This window comes from Lawsonibacter asaccharolyticus, assembly GCF_022453915.1.
In the GTDB taxonomy this organism is placed as follows: domain Bacteria; phylum Bacillota; class Clostridia; order Oscillospirales; family Oscillospiraceae; genus Lawsonibacter; species Lawsonibacter asaccharolyticus.
The window spans coordinates 1,005,342-1,029,223 of the sequence record NZ_CP091870.1 but is presented as its reverse complement, the minus strand read 5'-3'; the positions used below and the strand labels follow the sequence as shown (position 1 = coordinate 1,029,223).

The following is a 23,882-nucleotide window of genomic DNA, read 5'->3' as shown; positions in this document are numbered from 1 at the left end:
ACAGAGAGCCTGTGGTGCTGAGAGTCAGGTAAGAAACAAGTTGTCAAATGGACCGCTGAGGGCGCAGTCAAATGTGAGATTCACAGAGTATGCTGCGACGTTGCAGGCAGACGTCATTTGCCGGGGATATGTTGGTATCCCGCTAAGCGCACGGGTCATGCCGTGAATCAAGGTGGCACCGCGGATAATGTGTTTTATTCGTCCTTGACAGACCGTAGTTTCTGTCAAGGACGATTTTTTGCTCCTCTGGCAGAAACGCCAGAGGAGTATTTTTATTTGGAGGTGCAGACCATGCAGATCGTTCCCACATTGGAGAAAGTCCAGGAGATCGCTTCCGCCAGACGATACCGGGTGCTTCCGGTGAGCTGTGAGATCCTGTCTGACTTCACCACGCCCATAGAAGCCATGCGCATCCTGAAGCAGGTTTCCACCCACTGCTATATGCTGGAGTCCGCAGCCAGCCATGAGACCTGGGGACGCTACACCTTCCTGGGCTTTGATCCCAGTCTGGAGATCACCTGCAGGAACGGGGAGATGCGGGCCGGATGCCTTCACTTCCCAACGGCGGACCCATCCGCTTACCTGCGTCAGGTCCTGGAGGAGCACAAAAGCCCCCGCTTTGACCATCTCCCTCCCTTCACCGGCGGGCTTGTGGGATACTTCTCCTATGACTATCTGGGGTACAGCGAGCCGTCCGTCCGGGCGGAGGTGGAGGACAGCGAGGAATTTCGGGATCTTGATCTGATGCTCTTTGACAAGGTCATTGCCTTTGACCATCTGCGGCAGAAGCTCATTCTCATGGTCAATATGTCCCTGGATGAGCCGGAGACCAGCTACAACAAGGCGGTGCTGGAGCTCAGACAGCTTGTGGAGCTGCTGCGGACCGGAGCAAAGAAGCAGGACCGTGCCGGGCGGCTCCTGGGCCCGGTGACGCCGCTGTTCGGCCGGGAGGACTTCTCCCGAATGGTGGAGCAGGCCAAGGTCCACATCCGGGAAGGGGATATTTTTCAGATCGTCCTCTCCAACTGCCTGTCGGCCCCCTTTGAGGGCAGCCTGTTCAACACCTACCGGGTGCTGCGCACCCTTAACCCCTCCCCCTATATGTTCTATTTTTCCGGAACAGATGTGGAGGTGGCGGGGGCGTCGCCGGAGACTCTGGTCAAGCTGGAAAACGGCGTGCTCCACACCTTCCCTCTCGCGGGCACCCGGCCCAGGGGAAAGACCCCGGAGGAGGACCAGGTTCTGGAGACAGAGCTGCTCTCCGATGAGAAAGAGCTGGCGGAGCACAATATGCTGGTGGATCTGGGGCGGAACGATCTTGGGAAGATCAGCCGGTTCGGTACGGTCCAGGTGGAGAAGTTCCACACCATTGAGCGCTTCTCCCATGTCATGCACATCGGCTCCACCGTACGGGGAGAGCTCCGGGAGGACAAGGACGCGCTGGACGCCATCGAGGCGGTGCTGCCCGCCGGGACCCTCTCCGGAGCGCCTAAGCTCCGGGCCTGCCAGCTGATCGCAGAGCTGGAGAACAACAAGCGGGGCATCTACGGCGGGGCCATCGGCTACATCGACTTCACCGGGAATATGGACACCTGCATCGCCATCCGGATCGCCTATCAGAAGAACGGCAGGGTGTTTGTGAGAAGCGGAGCCGGGATCGTGGCCGATTCGGTCCCGGAGCAGGAATTTGAGGAATGTATGAACAAGGCGCGGGCGTCCCTGAGGGCGCTGGAGCTTGCACAGGAGGCGGAGCTATGATCCTGCTGATCGACAACTATGACAGTTTTTCCTACAATCTGTACCAGCTTGTTGGGGAATTCGAGCCGAATATCTGGATCATCCGCAATGATGAGATGACCGCAGAAGAAATTCGGGCGCTTCAGCCGGAACGGATCATCCTCTCCCCCGGCCCGGGGAGGCCGGAGGACGCGGGAATCACCATGGAGGTGGTGACCGCCCTGGGGCATGAGATCCCCATTCTGGGGGTCTGTCTGGGGCACCAGGCCATCTGCGCCGCCTTTGGCGCCTCCATTACCTACGCCAAGGCGCTGATGCACGGGAAGCAGTCCCAGGTCCGATTCGATCCGGACTGCCCGCTGTTCCGGGGCTGTCCGGAAACAGCCCTTGTGGGGCGGTACCACTCCCTGGCGGCGGACGCCCAAACCCTTCCGGAGTGCCTGAAGATCACCGCTCGAACCGAGGACGGAGAGGTCATGGCGGTGCAGCACAGGGAGCATCCGGTCTACGGTGTACAGTTCCACCCAGAGTCCATTTTGACGCCCGACGGGAAAACCATGCTCCAAAACTTCATAAAGGAGATGTAAACCATGATCAAAGAAGCTATCGTCAAGATCGTCAATAAAGGGGACCTCACTTATGAGGAGGCCTACACCGTGATGAACGAAATTATGGGCGGCGAGACCACGCCCACCCAAAACGCCGCTTTTCTTGCCGCCCTCTCCACCAAGAGCGCCCGGGCGGAGACCACCGACGAGATCGCCGGATGCGCCGCCGCCATGCGGGGCCACGCCGTCAAGGTGGAGACCGGCATGGAGCTCTTTGAGATCGTGGGCACCGGCGGAGACAACGCCGGCAGCTTCAACATCTCCACCACCGCCGCCCTGGTGGCGGCGGCAGGGGGCATGAAGGTGGCCAAGCACGGAAACCGGGCGGCCTCCTCCCTGTGCGGCACGGCGGACTGTCTGGAGGCACTGGGGGTCAACATCCACCAGAGCCCCGAAAAGTGCGTGGAGCTGCTCCGGGACGTGGGAATGTGCTTTTTCTTCGCCCAGGATTACCACACCTCCATGAAATATGTGGGGGCCATCCGCAAGGAGCTGGGCTTCCGCACGGTATTCAATATCCTAGGCCCGCTGACCAACCCCGGGACGCCGGTCCGGCAGCTGCTGGGCGTCTATGACGACTATCTGGTGGAGCCCCTGGCACAGGTGCTCATCAATCTGGGGATCAAGCGGGGCATGGTGGTGTATGGGCAGGACAAGCTGGACGAGATCTCCCTGAGTGCGCCCACCACCGTCTGCGAGATCCGGGACGGCTGGTTCAAGTCCTCGGTCATCACCCCGGAGGATTTTGGTTTTGACCGCTGCACAAAAGAGGAGCTGAAGGGCGGGACGCCGGAGGAGAACGCCGCCATCACCCGGGCCATTTTGAACGGCGAGCGGGGCGCCAAGCGGAACGCGGTGCTGCTCAATGCCGGGGCGGCCCTGTATATCGGTGAAAAGGCGGACAGCATGAAGGCAGGCGTGGCCCTGGCGGCGGAGCTCATTGATACAGGAAAGGCCGCCGCCGTGCTGGAGCAGCTGATCGCGGTCAGCAACGGCCCGGAGGTGGAGGCATGACCATACTGGACCAGCTGGCCGGCCATGCCCGGGAGCGGGTGGCGGCGTCCAAGAGCGCTGTCCCTCTGGAGGAGCTGCGTCTGCAGGCCCTTTCTCTCCTCAAAGGAGATTTTGGGTTTGAGAAAGCCCTGAGAAAAGACGGACTCTCTTTCATCTGTGAGTGCAAGCGGGCCTCGCCCTCCAAGGGACTCATCGCCCCGGAGTATCCCTACCTGCAAATTGCACTGGACTATGAGGCGGCGGGTGCAGACTGCATCTCAGTGCTCACTGAGCCCAAATGGTTTCTGGGCAGCGGCCGGCATTTGCAGGAGATCGCCCGGACGGCCTCCATCCCCTGCCTGCGGAAGGACTTTACCGTAGACGAATACATGATCTATGAGGCGAAGGTGCTGGGGGCGTCGGCAGTCCTGCTGATCTGTGCCATTTTGACGGAGCGGCAAATCCGGGAGTACCTGCACACCTGCGATGAGCTGGGCCTGTCCGCACTGGTGGAGGTCCACAACGAGGCGGAGGCGGAAACTGCCCTCCGGGCAGGGGCGCGGATCATCGGGGTGAACAACCGCAGCCTGAAGGATTTCTCTGTGGACCCGGACAACAGCCGCCGGCTCAGGGCGCTGATCCCCCGCGAGGTGCTGTTTGTTTCCGAAAGCGGCGTCCGCAGCGCCGGAGACGTCGCAGTGCTCCGAGAGCTGGGAGCGGACGGAGTCCTGATTGGAGAAACTCTGATGCGGGCGGCCGATAAAAAGGCCGCTCTGGCCGGACTGCGAGGCGGAGCATGACAAAAATCAAGCTGTGCGGCCTGTCCCGCCCCCGGGATATTCTGGCCGCAAATCAGCTGAGGCCGGAGTATATCGGATTTGTATTTGCCCCTGAAAGCAAACGATATATCGCACCCAAAGGGGCCGCTGAATTGAAGGAATTACTGGACCCGAACATTCAGGCGGTGGGCGTATTTGTCAACGAGACAGCAGAGACAGTGGCCCGCCTGCTGAACCGCGGTGTAATCGACCTGGCCCAGCTTCACGGCAGCGAGGGCGGGGACTATGTTGACCGGCTGCGGATGCTTACCCCAAAGCCCATTATCCAGGCATTCCGGATCGCCACGGTTCAGGATGTCCTCCGCGCCGAGGCCAGTGCTGCTGACCATATCCTGCTGGACGCCGGTGCGGGTACGGGCACGGTGTTCGACTGGAGTCTGCTCCATCAGATCCGGCGTCCCTATTTCCTGGCCGGCGGACTGGGACCGGAGAATGTGGAAGGGGCGGTGGAGCGGCTTCACCCCTATGCGGTGGACGTCAGCTCCGGTATTGAGACGGATGGGGGCAAGGATCCTGAAAAAATGGCGGCCTTTGTGGCCGCAGTCAGAAAGGGAGCGAGAGCATGACCAATCCAAAGGGACGCTTCGGCGTCCACGGGGGACAGTATATCCCCGAGACGCTGATGAACGCGGTCATTGAACTGGAAGCGGCATACGATCACTACAAGAACGACGAAGCGTTCAACCGGGAGCTCACCGAGCTTTTGAATGAATACGCGGGGCGGCCATCCCGGCTGTATTTTGCCAAAAAGATGACGGAAGATCTGGGCGGGGCGAAGATCTATCTGAAGCGGGAGGATCTGAACCACACCGGGGCCCACAAGATCAACAATGTGCTGGGACAGGCCCTTCTGGCCAAGCGGATGGGCAAGACCCGCCTGATCGCCGAGACGGGGGCGGGGCAGCACGGGGTGGCTACCGCCACTGCCGCCGCCCTCATGGGGATGGAGTGCGTGGTCTTTATGGGGGAGGAAGATACCGTCCGCCAGGCCCTCAATGTGTACCGGATGCGCCTTTTGGGAGCGGAGGTGGTTCCTGTAAAGACGGGCACAGCCACGCTGAAGGACGCTGTATCCGAGGCCATGCGGGAGTGGACCTCCCGCATGGCCGACACCCACTACTGCCTGGGCTCTGTGATGGGGCCCCACCCCTTCCCCACCATCGTCCGGGACTTTCAGGCGGTAATCTCCCGGGAGATCAGGGCGCAGCTTCTGGAGAAGGAGGGGCGGCTGCCCGACGCGGTGCTCGCCTGTGTGGGAGGCGGTTCCAATGCCATCGGCAGCTTCTATCACTTTATCGGGGACGAACAGGTCCGGCTGATCGGCTGCGAGGCGGCCGGCCGGGGGGCGGATACCCCGGAGACGGCGGCCACCATCGCCACCGGGAAGCTGGGCATCTTCCACGGGATGAAGTCCTACTTCTGTCAGGACCAGTACGGCCAGATCGCCCCGGTCTACTCCATCTCCGCCGGACTGGACTACCCGGGCATCGGCCCGGAACACGCCCACCTCCATGACATCGGCCGGGCGGAATATGTCCCGGTCACTGACGAGGAGGCGGTCAACGCCTTCGAGTATCTGGCCCGGACGGAGGGTATCATCCCTGCCATTGAGTCGGCCCACGCCGTGGCCCATGCCATAAAGCTTGCTCCCGCTATGGAGCGGGAGCAGATCATCGTCATCACTATTTCAGGCCGGGGCGACAAGGACTGCGCCGCCATCGCCCGATACAGAGGGGAGGACCTCCATGAGTAAGATCGCACAGGCATTTGCCCGCGGAAAGGCATTTATCCCGTTTATTACCTGCGGCGACCCAGATCTGGAGACCACCGCCGCCGCCGTCCGGGCCGCAGTGGAAAATGGCGCGGACCTCATCGAGCTGGGCATTCCCTTCTCCGACCCCACCGCCGAGGGGCCGGTGATCCATGGGGCTAACCTCCGGGCCTTGCAGGGCGGGGTCACCACAGACCAGATCTTCGGACTGGTGCAGGACCTGCGCCGGGATGTAACGATACCTCTGGTTTTTATGACCTACGCCAATGTGGTGTTCTCCTATGGAGCGGAGCGCTTTTTCTCCGCCTGCCGGGAGACGGGGATTGACGGACTGATCCTCCCCGATCTGCCCTTTGAGGAGAAGGAGGAATTCCTGCCGGTTTGCAGGCGGTACGGGGTGGAGCTGATCTCCCTCATCGCACCTACCTCCAAGGACCGAATCGCCATGATCGCCAGAGAGGCGGATGGGTTTCTCTATGTGGTGTCCTCCCTGGGCGTCACCGGAGCCAGAAGCGAGATCAAAACGGATCTGGCCTCCATGATGGAGACTGTGCGGCAGAACACCCATATCCCAGCCGCCATCGGCTTTGGAATCTCCACGCCGGAACAGGCCAAGCGGATGGCAGAGCTCGCCGATGGCGTGATCGTCGGCTCTGCCATCGTCAAGCTGCTGGAACAGCACGGGAATGATGCCCCTGGCTGCATCGGTGCGTATGTCAAAACCATGAAGGACGCGATACGGTAAAAATCAGTCAATCCGTGAAACGACAGCAGAGTCTCGTTGGGAATTTCCAACGAGACTCTGCAAAAAATAAGAAAGATGTGTTTGATGGCGGAGCTGCTTTATGGGAAGCCATCTATTCCAGACAGATCCCGCTCAGGAAACGGGCACTTCCGGGGCGGAAGGAGCCTGTTTCCCGCCAGGCCGTCCGCCGCCCATTCCGCCGGGATTGGACTCGGAGCCGTCGTTGGTGGTCACCGACCCGCCGTTGTTGGTATAGCTGCCGCTGCAATCCAGCGCGGTGTTTCCGTTTCCATTGCAGGTGAGGTCCAGCGTCCCGCTGTTGATGGTGAGGTCCCCGTTGGAGTCCAGGCAGTCCCCATTCGCCACGATGGTGATGGTCCCGCCGTTGATGGTGATAAAGCTGTCCGCGCTGGCGGCAAATGGGTCTCCTCTGCCGCCGAAGCCGGAGCTGTCCGCGCCGCCGGCGGCGTTGAAGCCGTCATCGTAAGCGGTGATCTCAAAGGTCCCGTCCTCCACGGTGACGGACAGACCCTCGACGCCCTCATAGCAGTAGGGGATGGAAAATTCTCCGGCTCGAATGGTCACTGCGTCATCGGAGTGGACGGCGTCGTCTCCGCTGGAAAGAGTGAAGGTCCCGCCGGTGACGACCAGAGCGCCGCCGCTGTGAATGCAGTCGTCCACGGTGTCCATGGTCCAGGTCCCGCCGTTGATGGTCAAGGTACCTTCCGCCTTCACACCCTTTTGGCTGACGGTGTCCTCCGCGGTGTCTGTCACTTCCACTGTTTCTGCGTCAAAAGCCGGTTCCTCGCCTGCCGGCTGGGTGGGGAACTCCGGAGATTGACCATTGTCACCGCTGTCCGGCCGCTCAGGCGGCGTCCCGCTCTCGACGGATGGGCCGCCGTGGGGCCGCGCCCCGTTCTAACCGCCCGGACCTTCTCCCATGCCGCCGGGGCCAAAGCTGTCCCCAGTGGACATGGTGACGGAGGCGCTGCCCTCCCCGGTGGTCAGGTCAAAGGTCCCGCCGTCCGCCTGAAGCGCCCCGCTGGCGCTGACGGCGTCTCCCTGGGCGGCAATGGTAAATTCGCCATCCGCCACATACAAAAATCCCAGAGAGGAGTCATCGGCGTTTTCAGCGTGGAGACCGTCCTTACCGGAGGTGATGGTAAATGTGCCCCCCGCCACAGCTAGGCTGTCCTTGCCTGCCATGCCGTGCCCGGCGGCGGTAACGGTGTAGCTGCCGCCGGTGATGGTCAGCTCGTCCTTGGACACCACCCCGTGGCCTGCCTGGGCGTCAATGGTCAGACTGCCGGAGCCGTTGAGGGTCAGGTCGGTTTTGGAGAACACCACGGAATCGATGTTGTTCTCATCAATGTCGGCATAGCTGCCGCCGTTGATCAGGGTATTTTCCGTCCCATCTGCCAGAGTGAGGAACACCTTGTCGGCGTTTTTGGAATAGATGGCGGCGGAGTCCGTGCAGGTGATATCTGCGCCGGCCAGGACGATCTGGACCTTGTCCGTATCATCGGCATCCACCACGATCTGTCCGTCTGTCAGGGTACCGGACACCAGATAGGTCCCCTCGTCCAGCAGGGTAATCCGGGCGCCGTCAATGGAGACAGCGTCGGAAGCGCAGGCAGCGGTCTCTCCCGTCAGCTGGATGGGGATGGCGGCGCTCTCATCATAGCTGCCGTCCAGATCCCGGTCGCTGAACAAGGCCGATGTATCAATGACAGACACCGGCTCTGTGTCAGCCGATGCGGGGGTGCTGCTGGAAGAAGCGGCGTCTGTGTTCTGGCAGCCACTGAGCAGCAACGAAATGCTCAGCAGTGGCATAGCGATTCGTTTCATATCGTTCCTCCTGTTCATAGTCCGGCCGGTCCGGTCTCCTGCTGGCACAGGGAGATCTCCAGATTTCCATTGCGCTGGCGCAGGGTGTCGATCAAGGCCTTCTCCTGCCCTCCATCCCGGAGGGTCAGGTCGTAGGTCAGCTTGAAGAGACTGCCCATGTTGGTGGTCTTGACCTGTTTCAACTCAGACTTGGTGGCATACTGTGCCAAAATCGGGTCAAAGACGCCGGTGTAGTCCAGATCCTCCGGAATGGTGATGTGCAGGGTGCGGCAGCGCAGGGCTGCGTTTCCGCCGCCAAAGCCCAGGGCGTGGTAAGCCATGGTGATCCCGCCCAGGATCAGGGCAAAGAGCGCGGCATAGCCCAGATAGCCCATGCCCGCCATCAGCCCCGCCCCCATGGCGGCGAAGATGGCCCCGATCTCCCGGGCGGAGCCAGGGGCAGAGCGGAAGCGCACCAGGCTGAAGGCCCCCGCCACCGCTACGCCGGCCCCTACATTGCCGTTGACCATCATAATGACCACGCACACCACCGCCGGCAGGGTAGCCAGGGTGACGGCAAAGCCGGTGCTGGGGCGGGTGCGCCACAGCATCATGGCGCACAGGACCAGGCCAATGACCAGAGACGCCCCCACGCACAAAAGAAACTGCTCTGGGGCGATCACCGCCGTCAGCTGCGTATCAAAGATCCCTTGAAAAAGCGTATCAGGCATACCGTTTTCCTCCTTTGTATTCCTGTTCCAGTAAAATTTGATAGGCCGTTCCATACTTGGAGAAGGACGTCTTATAGAGTCCCATCTCTGTCAGCAGGCGGACCATCCAGAGGGGGATGGCCCCAGGAGCCTTTAACTCCATCAGAACCTGATCCGGCCTCAGCAGGGCTGTGCCCCACAGGTCGGAGTCCAGCGTCAGGTCTGCTGTCCGAAAGCGGATGGCGTCGTCGAAGGTGATGCGCAGACCGCTCTCCGGCGCATACCAGGAGTCCCGCTCGTAGGAGAGGAACACCCGTGGCTCCAGATCCGGATAGAAGTCCATGGCGTAGCCTATCTCTCTGCCGATCTGGGTCTCCGGCCATGGACAGTCCCCGGTCAGACAGTCCAGCGCCCGGCCATAGGGCAGGGTGAGCCGCCGCTTATAGACGATGGAGCGGTACTTTTTCTTCAGCTCCATAAAAACGGGGTGTTCCCGGTCCGCCCGGCCATAGCTGCGCAGACGCAGCTTTTCCTTGTAGACGGGCTTTTCCAGGCTCCGGCGGATGAGCCGGAAATCCGGAGTGTCCAGATAGAGATTGCGGATAGAGCTGTGGCTGTATTCGTCGGGACGCAAACGAGCTCCGGCGGCGGAGAGCAGCCGGGCCTGCTGCCCCCGTGTCAGCAGATATTTGAATTCATAGCGCTGAAAGACAGTCTCTTTTTTCATGGTGAGATCCTCCTTGTGTTGGGATGGTAAAGCCAGTGTAAAATCCAAACCATAACTGAACTTAAAAAATCAAAAACTTTTTTGCTGACAACGAGCCATGACCGTGCTATCTTTTAATTCTATTTAAGGTAAATCCGGCAAAATACCGTCAGAACAAAAAGGAGGGATGCGGTGTGCGCATTTTACTGGCGGAGGATGAGCGATCCCTTTCCCGTGCGGTGACCGCTCTGCTGGAGCGGAGCCACTACGCGGTGGATGCGGTCTATGACGGGCATGAGGCGCTGGATTATCTGGAGAGTGGGAACTACGATGCCCTGATTTTGGACATCATGATGCCTAAGATGGATGGGATGGAGGTGCTGCGCCGCCTGCGTCAGCAGGGGAACTCCATCCCGGTTCTGATGCTCACCGCCAGAGGTGAGGTGGAGGACAAGGTGCTGGGCTTGGACTCCGGGGCCAACGACTACCTGACCAAACCCTTTGCCACGGAGGAGCTGCTGGCAAGGCTCCGGGCCATTACACGGCAGAGCGTCCAGCTCAGCAGCCAGCTGACCTTCGGAAATCTCTCTTTGGAGCAGACCACCTTTGAGCTGTCCACCCCGGCTGGCCAACAAAGAGTATCAGATGATGGAGCTGTTCCTGCGCAATCCCCGGCAGATCATCCCCGCGGAGCGGTTTCTGGAGCGAATCTGGGGCTATGACAGCGAGGTGGAGGTATCGGTGGTGTGGGTCTACATCTCCTATCTACGGAAAAAACTCACCGCTCTGCAGGCGGATGTGGAGATCCGGGCCAGCCGCAACCTCGGATACTCGCTGGAGGTGCGGACATGATCCAGAAGCTGCGGGTGAAATTCATCACCGCCTCCATGCTGTCTCTGGCCCTGGTGCTGCTGGTGATCCTGGGCGGGGTCAACGCCATGAGCTATCAAAAAGTGGTCCGGGATGCGGACCGCATCCTGGCGCTGCTCAGCGAAAACCGGGGCGTATTCCCTCAGCAGACACCACCGGACGACCGGGGGGGAAAGCCTGGGCCAATTCCGGTCTTGGGCCATGGGATCTCTCCGGAGACCCCATTTGAATCCCGCTTTTTTTCTGTCCTTTTGAATGAAAAAGGGCAGGTCCTCCAGAGCGACACGGGGCAGATCGCCGCCGTGGATGATCAGAGCGCCGGCGAGATGGCGCAGGCGGTATGGTCCAGCGGAAGCGCCAGCGGATTCCAGGGGGACTACCGCTATATCCGCGCGGCAGAAGCGGAAGGTACCCGCTTCATCTTCGTGGACTGCGGGCGAAGCCTCTCCAATTTCCGGACGACCTTGATTGCCAGCGTCCTGGTGGCGCTGGCGGGGCTGCTGGCTGTCTTTCTGCTTCTGCTGATCCTGTCCAAGCGGATCGTTCGCCCGGTGGCAGAGAGCTATGAAAAACAGCGCCGGTTCATCACCGACGCCGGACATGAATTAAAGACGCCTCTGACCATCATCGGCGCGGATCTGGATCTGGTGGAGCCGGAGCTGGAGGGCAACGAGTGGCTGCAGGACATCCGCTGTCAGGTCCGGAGGCTGACCGGGCTGACCCAGGATCTCATCTTTCTCTCCCGCATGGAGGAGGAAACGCCGCCCATCCAGCCCATCGAGTTTCCCCTCTCCGACCTGACAGAGGAGATGGCTCAATCCTTTCAGGGGCTGGCAAAGGCGCAGGGGAAGCGGCTCACGCTGTCCATCCCCCCCCATGCTCTCCTATACCGGAGATGAAAAAGCTATCCGGCAGCTGCTGTCCATTCTGTTGGACAATGCCCTAAAATATACCCCGGAAGAGGGGGAAGTGGAGATCGCACTGAAAAAAGAGGGGCGCATGATCCGCCTTTCGGTCTCCAATACGATTGCTCACCCCATGGAGCGGGAGACGCTGGGGCGCCTCTTTGACCGCTTTTACCGGGGCGATCAGTCCCGCAGCAGTCAGACCGGCAGTTACGGCCTGGGTCTGTCCATTGCCAAGGGCATCGTGCTGGCCCACAGGGGAAAAATCCGGGCAGAGAGCAGCGGAGCGTCCCTGTCGGTGATCGTTTCTCTGCCGGCATAAAACTTCATCCGCCAAGCGCGTATCTGGAAAACAGGAAAAGACTGCGTTACATAGCCAATTTTGTAAAATCTCCGTTTTCTTAGTCCAATCATGACTCAGGATAAGGGCACAGCGAGAGAAAGATCGGTTGTCATATCCGAAGAATGTGTTAAAATGGCATCGAAGAATTCGCTTTTAGGAGGCCTGTTTATGTATCAGTCTGCTCTCTCTGCGTCCGATGAACAAGCGACCAATTCTCAGGGTTTTAACGGCCGTATTTTGACGCTGCTGACCTCTGAAGAGCTGGAGCAAGGACCGTGCCTACCGGGGCTGGAGAATATACTGTGCCATACGCCGCTTGCGAGAGATGCGCGTGTCTGCAAAGCAGAAGCACACCGGACCTATCTTTGCGGCACCATTGTCACGCCCCGCCATACCAAGGACCGGCGCCCCATTTCTTTCGGCTATCTGCTGACGAAGGATCAAATTATTATATGCGATGACGCTGGAGTTGCACATAGGATGTTTCAGCGGATCAGAGAAGAAAATCCTCAACTCACTGACCATATTGGCGGATTGCTCTATGGGTTTCTTGAATTACTGATTGCAAAGGATATGCACCATCTTCAAGAGCTGGAAGAGAAGCTGTCGGAGCTGGAAGAAGAGGTATTGGAGGGAGTTCTGGACAATTTCAATTACCAGATGACTGCGCTCCGAAAAGAACTGACAAGCTGGAGCCGCTACTATACGCAGCTGGAGGATATGGTCTGCGAGTTTGAGGAAAACGAAAATGAATTCTTTACTGACATAGAAACACGCCAGTTCCACATGGTAGAGAAGCGGATCGCGCGGCTGAAAAACGAGGCGCAGATTCTCCGGGAGTATGGGCTGCAGATTCGAGAGCTATTTCAGGCGGAGATCGATATACGGCAGAACCGGATCATGAAAATTCTCACCATCGTCACCACTATTTTTCTGCCCCTGACCTTAGTAGCTGGCTGGTATGGGATGAACTTTTCCAATATGCCGGAGTTGTCGTGGAAATATGGCTATCCTGCGGTAATCGTGATCAGCTTGGTAATCGTGATGATTTGCCTCTGGACCATGAAAAAGAAAAAATTCTGGTAACTTCAATTTTGTGCATGACATCCTCCCGCAAAGATGGGGAAAGCCGCGCGTAAAGCGTCATCCGCTCGCTTGTCTGGGAAAATTCTGTTCTACATAATCAAAGGGATAAATGGCCGGAGAGTTCAAGTAGGCCGGAAAAAGCAGTAAGTCTGAAAAGGCTTACTGCTTTTTCCGGCCTGCCAGTACTGTGGAAAAACTGCACAGTATGTTTCTCTGACGTATCTCTACACTGATAGGTTCGTGTTCAAACAAACTGGTAGTGCTCTGAGTTTTATATACAGCCTCATTCCCACTCGATGGCGGGCATATGGCTTCTACTATATACAGTGTCTGTTGCAATCTGATAAACGCTATATCTGTATATATTATATAGATTATCAGGGTTTACTGCATCGTTTGTGGTCAAAATGAGGTCACGGAACCGTTACTCAAGATCTTGCGCTCACTTCATATTTCTCACATGGTAGGATATTTCCTGCCGATTATTATAGCGCAACAATGTAAGGCTACACAAAAAAATTTTTATAATGCAACTGTAAGTTATCTGCTTCTATGCGAAACAGATAACTTATCTTTAGAAATAACCCCAGGCTATTAGGGGGAGTATTTTCTCCTAATACCGTAGTACACCATACTAAGGCCTTATTCTACTAGCATTTTTGTCTGTTTGGTCACCGGGCCGGAAGTTCCACGGTGAAGCGATTGTATCCACCGCTGCTCTCCACCCAGATGCGCCCGTGGTGCTCCTCTGTGATGCGCTGGGCGATGGAGAGGCCCAGACCGAAGCTGCCGTCCCGGCTCCGGGCTGGATCTGTCCGATAGAAGCGCTTGAAAATATCCTTCTGCTCCGCCGCCGAGAGAGGCGGGCCGGGATTGCTTACAGTCAGCCGGCAGCGGTGGTACCCCCATCGCTCCAGACGGACGTTCACAGTCCCTGGCGGCTCGGTATATTTCCGGGCATTGTCCAGCAGGATATCCAGCACCTCTTTGAGCCGGCCGGCATCCCCGTTGACGTTGATCCCCTCGGCGAGTTGGCTTGACAGCATCAACCCCTGCTCGAAAAACACCGGATCGAAAGGCAGCAGAGCGTCCGCTGCCAAAGTGCTCAGATCCACCGGCCTCAGGTCCGCCTTTCCCTGGCCGCTGTCCGCCCGGGCCAGCTCCAGCATTTGCTCCACCAGGGCCCGCATCTGCCGGGACATGGTGAGAATGTTGGCAGAAAACCGCACCTGGCTGTCCCGGTCATTTTCTTCGCTTTGCAGCAGCTCCGCATTGGTCATGATGACGGTAAGGGGCGTCTTCAGCTCGTGGGAGGCGTCGGAGACAAACTGGCGCTGCTGCTGCCAAGCCCACTCCACCGGTTTCACTGTCCAGGCGGCCAGTTTGATGCTGATCCCCAGAAAAGCAAAAAAGCAGAGCACGCCGATGAGGATGCAGTTCTTGACCAGATTGTTTAAGGTGGACTGCTCACTGGTGGTATCTGCAAAAATCACACTCTGTCCAAACGGAGCGTCTACTCGCAGAAAACGCAGATGATACTGCTTCAACTCCCCGGATGGGCGGTTCACCCGCTCCACCTCCTGGATCAGTTCCTGCAAAAAAGTTTGGTCAAAGGCTTCTCCAGGAGACAGGTCATAATATCCCACACCGGCAGCAGTCAGTGTTCCGTCCTCCGCCTCCTGCACCACAAAAAAGGGCAGACGGACCTGCTCCGGTTGTTCACCCGGGCGTGCAAAGGGGGCAAGCGGACGATCAGGGGCCATGATACCTACCGGAACGGCGCGCATCATGGCAAAGCTTTCCTGCTCCAGGCTGCTCCGTGTAAAAAAATAGAGCATTCCAAAGACCGTACACAACATGATGGTGACGATCACCATGATGACCGCGACAAATTGAAGGCGCAGACGTTTCAGCATTCCTCATCCACCTCCAGACGATAGCCCAGCCGCCGGACTGCCTCGATGCGGATATTGGAACCGATGCTGTGCAGCTTTTTTCGGAGAAAGCCCACATAGACCTCCACATGATTCTCCACCGCATCGGAGTCATATCCCCACACCCGGGCCAGGATTACTTCCTTTGAGAGGATGGTGCTCTGGGAGCGCAGGAGAATGCGCATCACGTCAAATTCTCGGGCAGAGAGCTGGACCCGCTTTTCTCCGCAGATCAGGGTGCAGGCTCCCAGATCCAGAGCGGTATTTCCCAGGGTCACCTGATCCACCTGGGGCCCCTGCCGTCGGAGCAGGGCATTGATGCAGGCCAGCAGCTCCCGGATATCGAAGGGCTTGGTCAGATAATAGTCAGCCCCGGCATTGAGCCCCTCGATGCGGTCTTCCAATTCTGAGCGGGCGGTGAGCATCAGGATAGGGGTGCCGCAGCGCTTGGCCCGCACCTCCCGGGCCACCTGACAGCCGTTCATTTTTGGCATCATCACATCCAGGATCAGCAGGTCGTAGATCCCCAGCTCCGCATACTCAGCCCCGGTCTCACCGTCGTAGACACACTCCACCTCAAAGCCCTTGCGCTCTAAAACCGACTGGATGGAGTCCGCCAGCAGTTTTTCATCCTCAATTATTAGTACTTTCATAACAGCCTCCGATGGGATGCGGTATTCCTTTTTGATATTATACTACACAAAAATACTGAATCGAAGCTGAAAAAGCAGAAAGATCCGCAGCACTTTCCCGCGTATTTTCAGTGTCTATTCAGCAAACGGTGTTATCATCAGATATCATCTGCCGTATCACTCCAGAACTTAAGTGCGGCACGAAAGGAGTTTCTCGCATATGACCTTAGTGAAACCAAAGTCCGACGACCAAGTGCAGGGAGAGCAAACGAAAAAGCGAACACACCGTCTCCCTCGCCCCAAGCACGGGAAGCGGTGGTCGCTCCTCATTGTGGCTCTCCTTCTGATCCTGGCCTTCGCCGGAAAATTCCTGCTGAGCAAAGGGCCTTCAGCGGCGGCAATCACCTACACAGAGGAAAAGGTCGCCCCACGGACCATTACCAACTCTCTTACCGGCAGCGGTACCCTCCAGCCCGCCAATTCCTATACTGTGACCACCCTGATCGAAGGCGAGGTCCTCTCTGCGGACTTTGAGGAGGGCGATATGGTGGAACAGGACAGCGTGCTCTATGAGATCGACAGCGAGGACGCCGCCGCCAACATCGAAAAGGCGCAGATCTCCCTGTCTCAGGCCCAGCGCAGCTATGAGAGCACGGCGGAAAACCAGATAGTCAAGGCAAATTCCTCCGGTACGTTGTACACATTGGATGTCAAAGAGGGGGACGAGGTCAGTCAGGGGCAGACCATCGCCACCATCCGCAACGACAGCACCATGACACTGACCGTCTCCTTCCCCGCTGAGGACGCTGCTACCTTCCACGTGGGGCAGACCGCTCAGGTGACACCGGACGGCTCTTTTGAGACGCTGACCGGTACAGTCCAGTCGATCTCCGGCGGGAATGCCGTCGGAACCGGCAACACCATTACCCGAGATGTGACCATCGCCGTGCAAAATCCCGGCGGGCTCAGTGCAGTTCAGGTAGCCACAGCCTCCGTCAACGGTCTGGGCAGCGCCGGAAACGGGACCTTTACCTACCAGTCAGAGAGCACGGTCACGGCCAGCGCCAGCGGGACTGTCGCCGCGGTCCACGTCTCTGAAGGCAGCGCTGTTTCCAAGGGACAGGTATTGATCACTCTGGGCGGTGATGATTTGGAAGATCAGCTCCAAAACGCGGCAGACATCCTGAGAAATGCGGAGCTGTCCATGGAGAACACACAGAAGCAGCTGGAGAATTACACCATTACATCCCCTATCAGCGGGACCGTCATCGACAAGGAGTACAAGGCCGGCGATACCGTGGAATCCGGCAAGACCCTGTGTACCATCTACGACCTGAGCTATCTGGAGATGACCCTGAACATCGATGAGCTGGACATCTCCACGGTGGAGGCGGGACAAACGGTTCAGATCACTGCGGAGGCGGTGGAGGGCAAGACCTTTACCGGCGTGGTCACCAAGGTCTCGGTGGCAGGCACCACCTCCGGCGGGATCACCTCCTACCCGGTCACCGTCCGTATCGACGAGACCGACGGCCTGCTACCGGGCATGAATGTGGACGCGGAGATCGTGCTGGAGGAGGCCGCCGATACCCTGGCCATCCCCAGCAGCGCCGTCACCAGGGGCAGCGGGAACACCTCTCTGGTACTCATCACTCAGGACTCTCCCAGTGCGGAAAGCGCCGTGGAGCAGGAGTCGCCCGAGGGCTACGTCTATGTGCAGGTGGAGACCGGCATCAGCGACAACAGCTATGTCCAGATCCTCAGCGGTTTGCAGGAGGGGGACACCGTAGCGTATGTCACCCGCTCCACAGAGTCCGGCAGCATGATGATGGGCGGGATGCCCGGCGCCATGGGCGGCGATATGCCCGCCGGAATGCCAAGCGGCGGCGGCCCCGGAGGGGGGGTCCCGGGATGAGCGCGCTGATCGAATTTCGTCAGGTCTGCAAGACCTATCAGATGGGGGACACCACAGTTCGGGCGGCGGACCACATCTCCATGCGCATCGAAAAGGGGGAATTTGTGGCTATCGTTGGCCAGTCCGGCTCCGGAAAATCCACCTGCATGAACATCATCGGCTGTCTGGACGTCCCCACCTCCGGCACTTATCTGCTGGACGGACGGGACGTAGGGCAGATGGATACCAATCAGTTGGCAGCGATCCGCAACGAGCTGCTGGGGTTCATCTTTCAGCAGTACAACCTGCTGCCCAAGCTGGACCTGCTGGAAAATGTGGAGGTACCGCTGATGTATGCCGGCGTCCCCAAGGCGGAGCGCCGGCAGCGGGCCCGAGAGGTACTGGAGCAGGTAGGCCTGGGCGACAAGCTCCACCACCTGCCCAATCAGCTCTCCGGCGGTCAGCAGCAGCGGGTGTCCATCGCCCGGGCCCTGGCCGGCCGTCCCGCCGTCATCCTGGCCGACGAGCCCACCGGTGCCCTGGACTCTCACACCAGCCGGGAGGTGCTGGGGATGCTCCAGGACCTGCACCGTCAGGGCAACACGGTGGTACTTATCACCCATGACAACTCCATTGCGGTCCAGGCCCAGCGGATCATCCGCTTGGAGGACGGCCATGTAGTCTATGATGGGGACGCCCGCGCGCCGGAGGCCGTGGTGACCCCCGGCCTAAGGGGAGGTGTGTCGTCATGAGCCTCTGGGAGACTTTTACGCTTGCTGTCAAAAATATCTCCGGCAGCAAAATGCGGACCTTTCTCACCATGCTGGGCATCATCATCGGCGTGTGCGCCGTCATCGTCATCGTGGGCCTGGGCAACGGTATGGCCGGATATATGGAGGACAGCTTCGCGGAGATGGGGACCAACACCCTGACGGTGTCCATCATGGGCCGTGGGACCTCCCGCACCGTGTCCGAGGAGCAGATGTATCAGATCGTGGAGGACAACGCCGGCTATCTGGACCAGATTTCGCCTACTGTGTCCATGACAGGCAGTGTAAAGATCGGCAGCACCACTTACAGCTCCACCTCCGTATCCGGTGTCGGGGAGACGTGGTTTGATATGAAGGGCTACGAGGTAGCTCAGGGCCGGGGCATCGAGTATATGGACATCGTCAACCGGAAAAAGGTGTGCGTGGTGGGCAGTTATGTGGCCCAGACCTGCTTTGGCGGGAATGCCGTGGGCCAGAGTCTGAAGGTAGGCGGCACCACCTTTTCCATCGTGGGCGTTATGGCTCAGGAGGCGGAGCAGATGGAGGAGGGGGGCACGGACGACTGCGTCTATGTCCCCTACTCCACCGCAGCCCGCCTGTCCTTTACCGGCACCATCAGCAGCTATACTGTGACCGTGACCGATGAGGAATACGCCACCCTGGGGAAAGAGGCCATCGAAACCGCTCTCTACAAAATTTTTCAGGATGAAGACGCCTATACCGTGGTCAGCATGGCGGAGATGCTGGACACCATGACCAGCATGGTCAATATGGTCATCGCCATCCTGGCGGCCATCGCCGGCATCTCTCTGCTGGTGGGCGGCATTGGCATTATGAACATCATGCTGGTCTCTGTCACAGAGCGCACCCGGGAGATCGGTATCCGCAAGGCCCTGGGGGCCAGGGAGGGCATCATCCTGCGGCAGTTTGTGATCGAAGCCGCCACCACCTCCGCCCTTGGCGGAGGGCTGGGCATCATCCTTGGCTATCTCATGTCGGCGGTTGCTACACAGGTCATCAAACGGCTGATGGAGACGGCCATTACCGTCTCTCCCTCGGCCACGGCGGTCTTGGCAGCCTTTGGGATCTCCGCCGGCATCGGCATCCTGTTTGGCTATCTGCCCGCAAAAAGAGCCGCCCGCCTCGATCCCATCGAAGCCCTGCGGTATGACTGATAGGAGGTATCTGTTATATGAAATCAAAAGTTCTCTCTCTCATTCTGGCTGTGTGCACGCTCTGCTCGCTATTGGTGTCCCCGGCCTCCGCAGTCGGCGGAGACAGCGCAGTCCAGATGGTCCAGGCTTTGGGTATTTTGGACGGCACAGATCTGGAAAGCCCTGTTACCCGGGCGGAGTTTTCCAAAATGCTGGTGGCAGCCTCCTCCTATAAGGATAGCGTCAGCAGCGAGGGCAGCGGATATTCCCTGTTCAGGGATGTGAAAAGCAGCTACTGGGCCTCGGAGTATATCCGCTGCGCCGTGTCAGAGGGCTGGATGACCGGCTATACCGACGGGACCTTCCGGCCGGATGAAACAGTAAAGCTGGAGGAGGCGTGCGCCGCGGTGCTGAAGCTGCTGGGCTACGACACCTCTGCTCTGGCCGGCTCGTTCCCAAGCGCTCAGTTGAGTAAGGCCGCAGCACTGGGCCTGCGGGACGGGATCAGCCTGAAGCAGGGCGGCACTATGGCCCGGCGGGACTGCGCTGCACTTTTCTCCAATTTGATGACAGCTAAAACCAGCGGCGGTCAGATCTATGCCGAGACTCTGGGTTATACAGTGACCAACGGAGAGGTGGACTATACCGCCCTGACGCTGGAAAACCTCAGCGGCCCCTATGTAGCTGAGAACAGTTCCACCTCTCTGCCCTTCCAGCCTGCAACAGTCTACCGAAACGGAGAAATTTCCTCTTCCTCCGTACTGAATCAGTACGATGTCTACTATTATGATCAGGGCAGCAGCACGCTGTGGATCTACACCGACCGGGTCTCCGGCAAGATCACGGAGCTGTCTCCCAGCGCCACGTCTCCTACTTCCGTCACGGTAGCCGGCGCTGCCTATGAAATTGGCAGCTCTGCCGCCACTTATAAGCTGTCTGCGCTGGGCGGAGGCAAAGCCGGCACCATCGTGACGCTGCTGCTGGGGATGGACGGTTCCGTGGTGGATGTGCTCACCGGGACCAGCGTGGAAGCGGTGTACTATGGGATGGTGGAATCCTCTGAAAAAGTGGTCGCCGAGGACGGAAATGCCGCAGTTCAGACCAATGTTACCGTGCTCTGCACAGATGGCACGGCAAAAACCTTTGCGGTGGACAAAGCCATGGACTATAAGGCCGGCCGTCTGGTCTCTGTCAATGTCAGCGAGGGCAGCGTGACCATAAAAACACTGACAGAAAAGCATACCAGCGGTAAGGTGAACAGCACTGCTACAAAGCTCGGCGATCTTTCCTTTGCGGACAATGTTGAGATCCTGGATACCAGCAGCGAAGGTACTGCTGCTGCCGTGGATGCCTCCCGTCTGTCCGGGATGAGCCTGGACAGTGACGACATCCGTTATTACGGACTGAACGAGGAAGGCAGGATCGAGTATCTTATTCTGGATGATGTAACTGGAGACCTCTGGACCTACGCCTATCTGACCAATCTGGAGGATCAGTCCCAGGAGATGTCCATCAATGTCACCTACACCTATTTGGTAGACGGCACTGAACAGACCCTGCGTTCTGCTTCCGTTAAGTATCCTGTGGAGACCGGCGGCATAGCCATCGCCTATAAGTCCGACGGCAGCATCCAGACCATGCAGCGAATGAAGTCCGTAAAGCTGACGGAGCTGTCCGGAAGCTGGGCTATGGCCTCCAATCAGAGGTACGCCATTGCGGATGATGTGCAGGTCTACCTGCGTAAAAACGGTTCTTACTACCTGACTACCCTTTCCGCTGTCAATGCGGAGGACTATACGCTGACCGGCTGGTACAACAATTCCAGCAGCAGTGCAGGCAGACAGATCAGGATCATCATCGCGACGGCGCTGGAAAGTTGACCGGATCGATTCCCTCGATCCTATCCTGTTGACAAGGTAAAGGCCGAAGGACCAGCCGTAATGGCTTGCCCTTCGGCCTTTTTTATTCATCTGAGGCTGTGCTCAGTGCCAGCCGATCGTTCACCGTGTCGATCTGTTTTTTCACATTTCCGACAATAGGGGCGCCGATGATATTGCCCTCACCGTCCACGATGTAGGTGGTGGGATAGCTGAAGATCTCAGAGACAAAGTCCTTGTAGAACTCGCCTTCCGGGTCCGGGGAGATGTTCACATAGGTGACGCCCTTCTCCTTTAGAATGTTTTGGGCGGTCTCCAGCTGCTCCTCTCCCTCGCCGGAGTCGGTGCCTACGCCGATGAGATTGATGTTCCGCTCCTGAAGCTGGTGATACAGCTCCTCCAGCTCCGGCATCTCCTCAATGCAGGTGCCGCAGCCGTTGTTCCAGAAGTTGACGATGGTGGCGTCGTAGTCTGCGAAGATGTCGCTGCTCACCGGGTTCCCTTCGGTGTCCGCCTCTGAGAACTCCGGGAAGGGCGTTTTGGATACCAGGGAGTTGTCCTCCCCGGTGGAACAGCCGGCCAGCGCAGCCAGCAGCAGGACCGATGCCAACAGCAGAGAAGATCCTTTTTTCATTATATAGTCTCCTTCTTGTTGGTTTGTTTTTTCAGAGAAAAGGTCTTGGTGATGGCCTGATGGGGGCAGGCGGCCACGCAGTCCCCGCAGCGGATGCACTCGGCGTGGTTGGGTGTGCGGAATACGTCCACATCCATCTGACACACCCGGCTGCACGCACCGCAGGAGGTGCATTTGCTTTGATCTACCTCCAGCCGATAGACCGAGACCTTGTTGCACAGGCCGTAAAAGGCCCCCAGAGGGCACAGCCATTTACAGAAGGGCCGGTAGAAGAACACCGACAGCACCACGACGCCCAGCAGGATACAGCTCTTCCAGGTGAAGAGCCAGCCCAGACTGGCCCGGATGCCGGTGTCGGCCAGGGACAGAGGGATTCCGCCCTCCAAGATCCCGGCGGGACAGAGGTATTTGCAGAAAAAGGGGTCCCCCATTCCCACTTCGTTCACCACCGTCATAGGCAGGACAATGACAAAGAGGACCAGGATCACATATTTCAAATAGGTAAGGATATGGAACCGCTTTGTGCTGAATTTTTTTGCAGGGATCTTGTGGAGCAGCTCCTGAAACCAGCCGAAGGGACATAGAAAGCCGCATACCACCCGGCCCAGCAGGACGCCGATGAACAGCAGAAAACCCACTACATAGTAGGCAAAATGGAATTTGGAGGAGCCGATCACGGCCTGGACCGCCCCGATGGGACAGGAGGCCGCCGCAGCCGGACAGGAGTAGCAGTTCAGTCCAGGGACGCAGACCCCCTTCAGCTTTCCACGAGAGATATTCCCCTGAAAGAAGTTCAGAAAGAAGGGGTTGGTGGCCAGCGTCGCTCCCAGCTGGATCTTCCAGCGATGTCTGTTCTTAGCCAATGCCCACACACTCCATGCACAGATTGATCCCCTTGGAGAGGACGGTTGCCCCCTCGCCCCGCCACAGGCCGAAGCCCATCATCAGCAGGGCCGCCAGCAGGTAGAACATCGTCATCTTTCGCATGTTGCTCAACCCATTGGAGCCATAGGAGCTGCGCCACTGTCAGATAGTGCATTATCCCCGGCGCTCCCCTCCTGCCCCATTGCAACAAAGGCCGCCGCGTCCTCGGGAAGTTCTTCAGCATCCAGAACCATCAGCCATGCGGACAGGAAGGAACCGTTCACATACCAAGAGGCCGTGTTGGGCACGTCCTTGTCCTCCACCATGCCGCTGTTGTTCCCCAGCGCCTCCTTGAGAGAGTCGTTATAGAGGATCACCGGGAAGGGGGCGTCGGCAAACTGTCCGCGCTCATCCTCACCCTTGAGGCAGAGCACCATCCCGGCTCCCGCCTCCTGCACACCGTCCCACGCCGCCGTCATTGCGTCATAAAATGCGCCTACATCCTCACTGGCCGGATCTACAAAGGCAAACAGGAGCACATGCCCCAGATCCTCCTGAGTAAAGGGCTCACCGGACAGGGTCGTTGTGGTAAACTCTCCCACCCGGTTGATCTCGATTTTATCCACGGCGGGTACCGTGCGCGCTTCCCAATAGCCATCCACCCACGCCTGGTCCACCCAGCCCTTGTCCTGAGCGTCCTCTACGGTGAGTGTCCCGGCCTCGATGGCCTGCTCCACTTCCTCCAGGCTGGGCGCCTTTTCGCCGCAGGCAGCCAGGGAGAGGGTTAGCAGTGCGGCCAGCCCCAGAGCCGCCGCCCGCTTCTTCGTCCAAAATTTCATCCATAAAACCTCCTTGTTCTGGTGGAACAGGAGGGAGTATAGCAAATGCGGTGTAAATTTTTCGTCAAGGCAGCCTATTGCGGGAATATACTGATATCCCCTTGACAAGTAAACGTCTGTTCACTATACTGCTTAAGTGAACAG

Annotated in this window: 24 protein-coding genes and 1 pseudogene; 15 read left to right on the top strand and 10 right to left on the bottom strand. The window is 58.6% G+C overall.

Annotated elements, in window-relative coordinates:
* Window positions 1-291: 291 nt before the first annotated feature.
* The 7 genes from trpE to trpA are packed head-to-tail and all read left to right on the top strand — an operon-like array spanning window position 292 to window position 6,693.
* Window positions 292-1,758 (top strand): anthranilate synthase component I, encoded by a 1,467-nt coding sequence (trpE, locus tag L9O85_RS04795; protein WP_256182652.1) that lies wholly within the window; start codon window positions 292-294, stop codon window positions 1,756-1,758.
* Window positions 1,755-2,324: an anthranilate synthase component II gene (locus tag L9O85_RS04790; RefSeq protein ID WP_256182646.1), complete on the top strand. Its 570-nt coding sequence runs from the start codon at window positions 1,755-1,757 to the stop codon at window positions 2,322-2,324. Before trpE ends, L9O85_RS04790 begins: the two co-directional genes overlap by 4 nt.
* Before the next feature lie 3 nt (window positions 2,325-2,327).
* Window positions 2,328-3,359, top strand: a complete 1,032-nt coding sequence (gene trpD / locus L9O85_RS04785) for an anthranilate phosphoribosyltransferase (RefSeq protein ID WP_301579747.1) — start codon at window positions 2,328-2,330, stop codon at window positions 3,357-3,359.
* Window positions 3,356-4,138, top strand: coding sequence for an indole-3-glycerol phosphate synthase TrpC (gene trpC / locus L9O85_RS04780; RefSeq protein WP_301579745.1), 783 nt, complete (start codon window positions 3,356-3,358; stop codon window positions 4,136-4,138). The genes trpD and trpC overlap by 4 nt, the downstream gene beginning before the upstream one ends.
* The gene (locus L9O85_RS04775) at window positions 4,135-4,743 is read left to right on the top strand and encodes a phosphoribosylanthranilate isomerase (protein WP_256182649.1); all 609 of its coding nucleotides are present in this window, start codon (window positions 4,135-4,137) and stop codon (window positions 4,741-4,743) included. Before trpC ends, L9O85_RS04775 begins: the two co-directional genes overlap by 4 nt.
* Window positions 4,740-5,930, top strand: coding sequence for a tryptophan synthase subunit beta (gene trpB / locus L9O85_RS04770; protein ID WP_108979435.1), 1,191 nt, complete (start codon window positions 4,740-4,742; stop codon window positions 5,928-5,930). Before L9O85_RS04775 ends, trpB begins: the two co-directional genes overlap by 4 nt.
* On the top strand, window positions 5,923-6,693 hold the full coding sequence (gene trpA / locus L9O85_RS04765) for a tryptophan synthase subunit alpha (RefSeq protein WP_301579743.1): 771 nt from the start codon (window positions 5,923-5,925) through the stop codon (window positions 6,691-6,693). The genes trpB and trpA overlap by 8 nt, the downstream gene beginning before the upstream one ends.
* Window positions 6,694-6,825: 132 nt before the next feature.
* Here trpA and L9O85_RS04760 read toward each other — a convergent pair whose 3' ends face one another.
* The 4 genes from L9O85_RS04760 to L9O85_RS04745 form a co-directional block, all read right to left on the bottom strand.
* Window positions 6,826-7,473 carry a carbohydrate-binding domain-containing protein gene (locus tag L9O85_RS04760; RefSeq protein WP_301579742.1) on the bottom strand — a complete coding sequence of 216 codons (648 nt, stop codon included), beginning with the start codon at window positions 7,471-7,473 and terminating at the stop codon, window positions 6,826-6,828.
* Between the two features lie 138 nt (window positions 7,474-7,611).
* Window positions 7,612-8,541, bottom strand: coding sequence for a carbohydrate-binding domain-containing protein (locus L9O85_RS04755; protein WP_301579740.1), 930 nt, complete (start codon window positions 8,539-8,541; stop codon window positions 7,612-7,614).
* 14 nt (window positions 8,542-8,555) lie between these two features.
* Window positions 8,556-9,251, bottom strand: coding sequence for a DUF4956 domain-containing protein (locus tag L9O85_RS04750; protein ID WP_276756923.1), 696 nt, complete (start codon window positions 9,249-9,251; stop codon window positions 8,556-8,558).
* Window positions 9,244-9,957 (bottom strand): polyphosphate polymerase domain-containing protein, encoded by a 714-nt coding sequence (locus L9O85_RS04745; protein ID WP_276756925.1) that lies wholly within the window; start codon window positions 9,955-9,957, stop codon window positions 9,244-9,246. Before L9O85_RS04745 ends, L9O85_RS04750 begins: the two co-directional genes overlap by 8 nt.
* Before the next feature lie 173 nt (window positions 9,958-10,130).
* On the opposite strand from L9O85_RS04745, the pseudogene L9O85_RS04740 reads away from it, so the two are divergent.
* The 4 genes and pseudogenes from L9O85_RS04740 (at window position 10,131) to L9O85_RS04725 (ending at window position 13,140) form a co-directional block, all read left to right on the top strand.
* Window positions 10,131-10,788 (top strand): annotated as a pseudogene (locus L9O85_RS04740) (response regulator transcription factor).
* Window positions 10,785-11,705, top strand: a complete 921-nt coding sequence (locus L9O85_RS04735; RefSeq protein WP_301579737.1) for a sensor histidine kinase — start codon at window positions 10,785-10,787, stop codon at window positions 11,703-11,705. Before L9O85_RS04740 ends, L9O85_RS04735 begins: the two are co-directional and overlap by 4 nt.
* Entirely contained in the window at window positions 11,683-12,033 is a 351-nt protein-coding gene (locus tag L9O85_RS04730) for a sensor histidine kinase (RefSeq protein WP_301579736.1), read from the top strand. The genes L9O85_RS04735 and L9O85_RS04730 overlap by 23 nt, the downstream gene beginning before the upstream one ends.
* 189 nt (window positions 12,034-12,222) lie before the next feature.
* On the top strand, window positions 12,223-13,140 hold the full coding sequence (locus L9O85_RS04725; protein ID WP_276756931.1) for a magnesium transporter CorA family protein: 918 nt from the start codon (window positions 12,223-12,225) through the stop codon (window positions 13,138-13,140).
* A 671-nt stretch (window positions 13,141-13,811) separates the two neighbouring features.
* Here L9O85_RS04725 and L9O85_RS04720 read toward each other — a convergent pair.
* Both L9O85_RS04720 and L9O85_RS04715 read right to left on the bottom strand, forming a co-directional pair.
* Complete coding sequence (locus L9O85_RS04720) at window positions 13,812-15,056, bottom strand: sensor histidine kinase (RefSeq protein WP_301579735.1); 1,245 nt, start codon at window positions 15,054-15,056, stop codon at window positions 13,812-13,814.
* Entirely contained in the window at window positions 15,050-15,727 is a 678-nt protein-coding gene (locus tag L9O85_RS04715) for a response regulator transcription factor (protein ID WP_050625049.1), read from the bottom strand. Before L9O85_RS04715 ends, L9O85_RS04720 begins: the two co-directional genes overlap by 7 nt.
* Before the next feature lie 199 nt (window positions 15,728-15,926).
* Between L9O85_RS04715 and L9O85_RS04710 the strand changes: the two genes are divergently transcribed.
* From L9O85_RS04710 to L9O85_RS04695, 4 genes are read left to right on the top strand one after another with little or no spacing between them, the layout of a single operon-like run.
* Entirely contained in the window at window positions 15,927-17,621 is a 1,695-nt protein-coding gene (locus L9O85_RS04710) for an HlyD family efflux transporter periplasmic adaptor subunit (protein WP_301579734.1), read from the top strand.
* Window positions 17,618-18,352 (top strand): ABC transporter ATP-binding protein, encoded by a 735-nt coding sequence (locus tag L9O85_RS04705; RefSeq protein ID WP_050625051.1) that lies wholly within the window; start codon window positions 17,618-17,620, stop codon window positions 18,350-18,352. The genes L9O85_RS04710 and L9O85_RS04705 overlap by 4 nt, the downstream gene beginning before the upstream one ends.
* The gene (locus L9O85_RS04700) at window positions 18,349-19,545 is read left to right on the top strand and encodes an ABC transporter permease (protein WP_256182850.1); all 1,197 of its coding nucleotides are present in this window, start codon (window positions 18,349-18,351) and stop codon (window positions 19,543-19,545) included. Before L9O85_RS04705 ends, L9O85_RS04700 begins: the two co-directional genes overlap by 4 nt.
* Before the next feature lie 17 nt (window positions 19,546-19,562).
* A complete protein-coding gene (locus L9O85_RS04695; protein WP_301579733.1) occupies window positions 19,563-21,404 on the top strand; it encodes an S-layer homology domain-containing protein in 1,842 nt (613 codons plus the stop codon).
* Between the two features lie 82 nt (window positions 21,405-21,486).
* Here L9O85_RS04695 and L9O85_RS04690 read toward each other — a convergent pair whose 3' ends face one another.
* Genes L9O85_RS04690 through L9O85_RS04675 form a run of 4 tightly spaced genes read right to left on the bottom strand, consistent with a single transcriptional unit; the run spans window position 21,487 to window position 23,738 of the window.
* On the bottom strand, window positions 21,487-22,035 hold the full coding sequence (locus tag L9O85_RS04690; protein ID WP_256182848.1) for a TlpA family protein disulfide reductase: 549 nt from the start codon (window positions 22,033-22,035) through the stop codon (window positions 21,487-21,489).
* Entirely contained in the window at window positions 22,035-22,898 is an 864-nt protein-coding gene (locus tag L9O85_RS04685; protein ID WP_082203623.1) for a 4Fe-4S binding protein, read from the bottom strand. Before L9O85_RS04685 ends, L9O85_RS04690 begins: the two co-directional genes overlap by 1 nt.
* Window positions 22,891-23,013: a CD1871A family CXXC motif-containing protein gene (locus L9O85_RS04680; protein WP_430688785.1), complete on the bottom strand. Its 123-nt coding sequence runs from the start codon at window positions 23,011-23,013 to the stop codon at window positions 22,891-22,893. The genes L9O85_RS04685 and L9O85_RS04680 overlap by 8 nt, the downstream gene beginning before the upstream one ends.
* A gap of 14 nt (window positions 23,014-23,027) precedes the next feature.
* On the bottom strand, window positions 23,028-23,738 hold the full coding sequence (locus tag L9O85_RS04675) for a hypothetical protein (RefSeq protein ID WP_301579729.1): 711 nt from the start codon (window positions 23,736-23,738) through the stop codon (window positions 23,028-23,030).
* Window positions 23,739-23,882 lie beyond the last annotated feature (144 nt).

Coding starts and splice junctions, on each gene's coding strand:
- L9O85_RS04735 (WP_301579737.1), top strand. CDS start 10,785: ATGATCCAGAAGCTGCGGGTGAAATTCATCACCGCCTCCATGCTGTCT.
- trpE (WP_256182652.1), top strand. CDS start 292: ATGCAGATCGTTCCCACATTGGAGAAAGTCCAGGAGATCGCTTCCGCC.
- L9O85_RS04745 (WP_276756925.1), bottom strand. CDS start 9,957: ATGAAAAAAGAGACTGTCTTTCAGCGCTATGAATTCAAATATCTGCTG.
- L9O85_RS04680 (WP_430688785.1), bottom strand. CDS start 23,013: ATGACGATGTTCTACCTGCTGGCGGCCCTGCTGATGATGGGCTTCGGC.
- L9O85_RS04700 (WP_256182850.1), top strand. CDS start 18,349: ATGAGCCTCTGGGAGACTTTTACGCTTGCTGTCAAAAATATCTCCGGC.
- trpC (WP_301579745.1), top strand. CDS start 3,356: ATGACCATACTGGACCAGCTGGCCGGCCATGCCCGGGAGCGGGTGGCG.
- L9O85_RS04790 (WP_256182646.1), top strand. CDS start 1,755: ATGATCCTGCTGATCGACAACTATGACAGTTTTTCCTACAATCTGTAC.
- L9O85_RS04725 (WP_276756931.1), top strand. CDS start 12,223: ATGTATCAGTCTGCTCTCTCTGCGTCCGATGAACAAGCGACCAATTCT.
- L9O85_RS04775 (WP_256182649.1), top strand. CDS start 4,135: ATGACAAAAATCAAGCTGTGCGGCCTGTCCCGCCCCCGGGATATTCTG.
- L9O85_RS04750 (WP_276756923.1), bottom strand. CDS start 9,251: ATGCCTGATACGCTTTTTCAAGGGATCTTTGATACGCAGCTGACGGCG.
- L9O85_RS04755 (WP_301579740.1), bottom strand. CDS start 8,541: ATGAAACGAATCGCTATGCCACTGCTGAGCATTTCGTTGCTGCTCAGT.
- L9O85_RS04675 (WP_301579729.1), bottom strand. CDS start 23,738: ATGAAATTTTGGACGAAGAAGCGGGCGGCGGCTCTGGGGCTGGCCGCA.
- trpB (WP_108979435.1), top strand. CDS start 4,740: ATGACCAATCCAAAGGGACGCTTCGGCGTCCACGGGGGACAGTATATC.
- L9O85_RS04730 (WP_301579736.1), top strand. CDS start 11,683: ATGCTCTCCTATACCGGAGATGAAAAAGCTATCCGGCAGCTGCTGTCC.
- L9O85_RS04715 (WP_050625049.1), bottom strand. CDS start 15,727: ATGAAAGTACTAATAATTGAGGATGAAAAACTGCTGGCGGACTCCATC.
- L9O85_RS04690 (WP_256182848.1), bottom strand. CDS start 22,035: ATGAAAAAAGGATCTTCTCTGCTGTTGGCATCGGTCCTGCTGCTGGCT.
- trpD (WP_301579747.1), top strand. CDS start 2,328: ATGATCAAAGAAGCTATCGTCAAGATCGTCAATAAAGGGGACCTCACT.
- trpA (WP_301579743.1), top strand. CDS start 5,923: ATGAGTAAGATCGCACAGGCATTTGCCCGCGGAAAGGCATTTATCCCG.
- L9O85_RS04710 (WP_301579734.1), top strand. CDS start 15,927: ATGACCTTAGTGAAACCAAAGTCCGACGACCAAGTGCAGGGAGAGCAA.
- L9O85_RS04705 (WP_050625051.1), top strand. CDS start 17,618: ATGAGCGCGCTGATCGAATTTCGTCAGGTCTGCAAGACCTATCAGATG.
- L9O85_RS04695 (WP_301579733.1), top strand. CDS start 19,563: ATGAAATCAAAAGTTCTCTCTCTCATTCTGGCTGTGTGCACGCTCTGC.
- L9O85_RS04720 (WP_301579735.1), bottom strand. CDS start 15,056: ATGCTGAAACGTCTGCGCCTTCAATTTGTCGCGGTCATCATGGTGATC.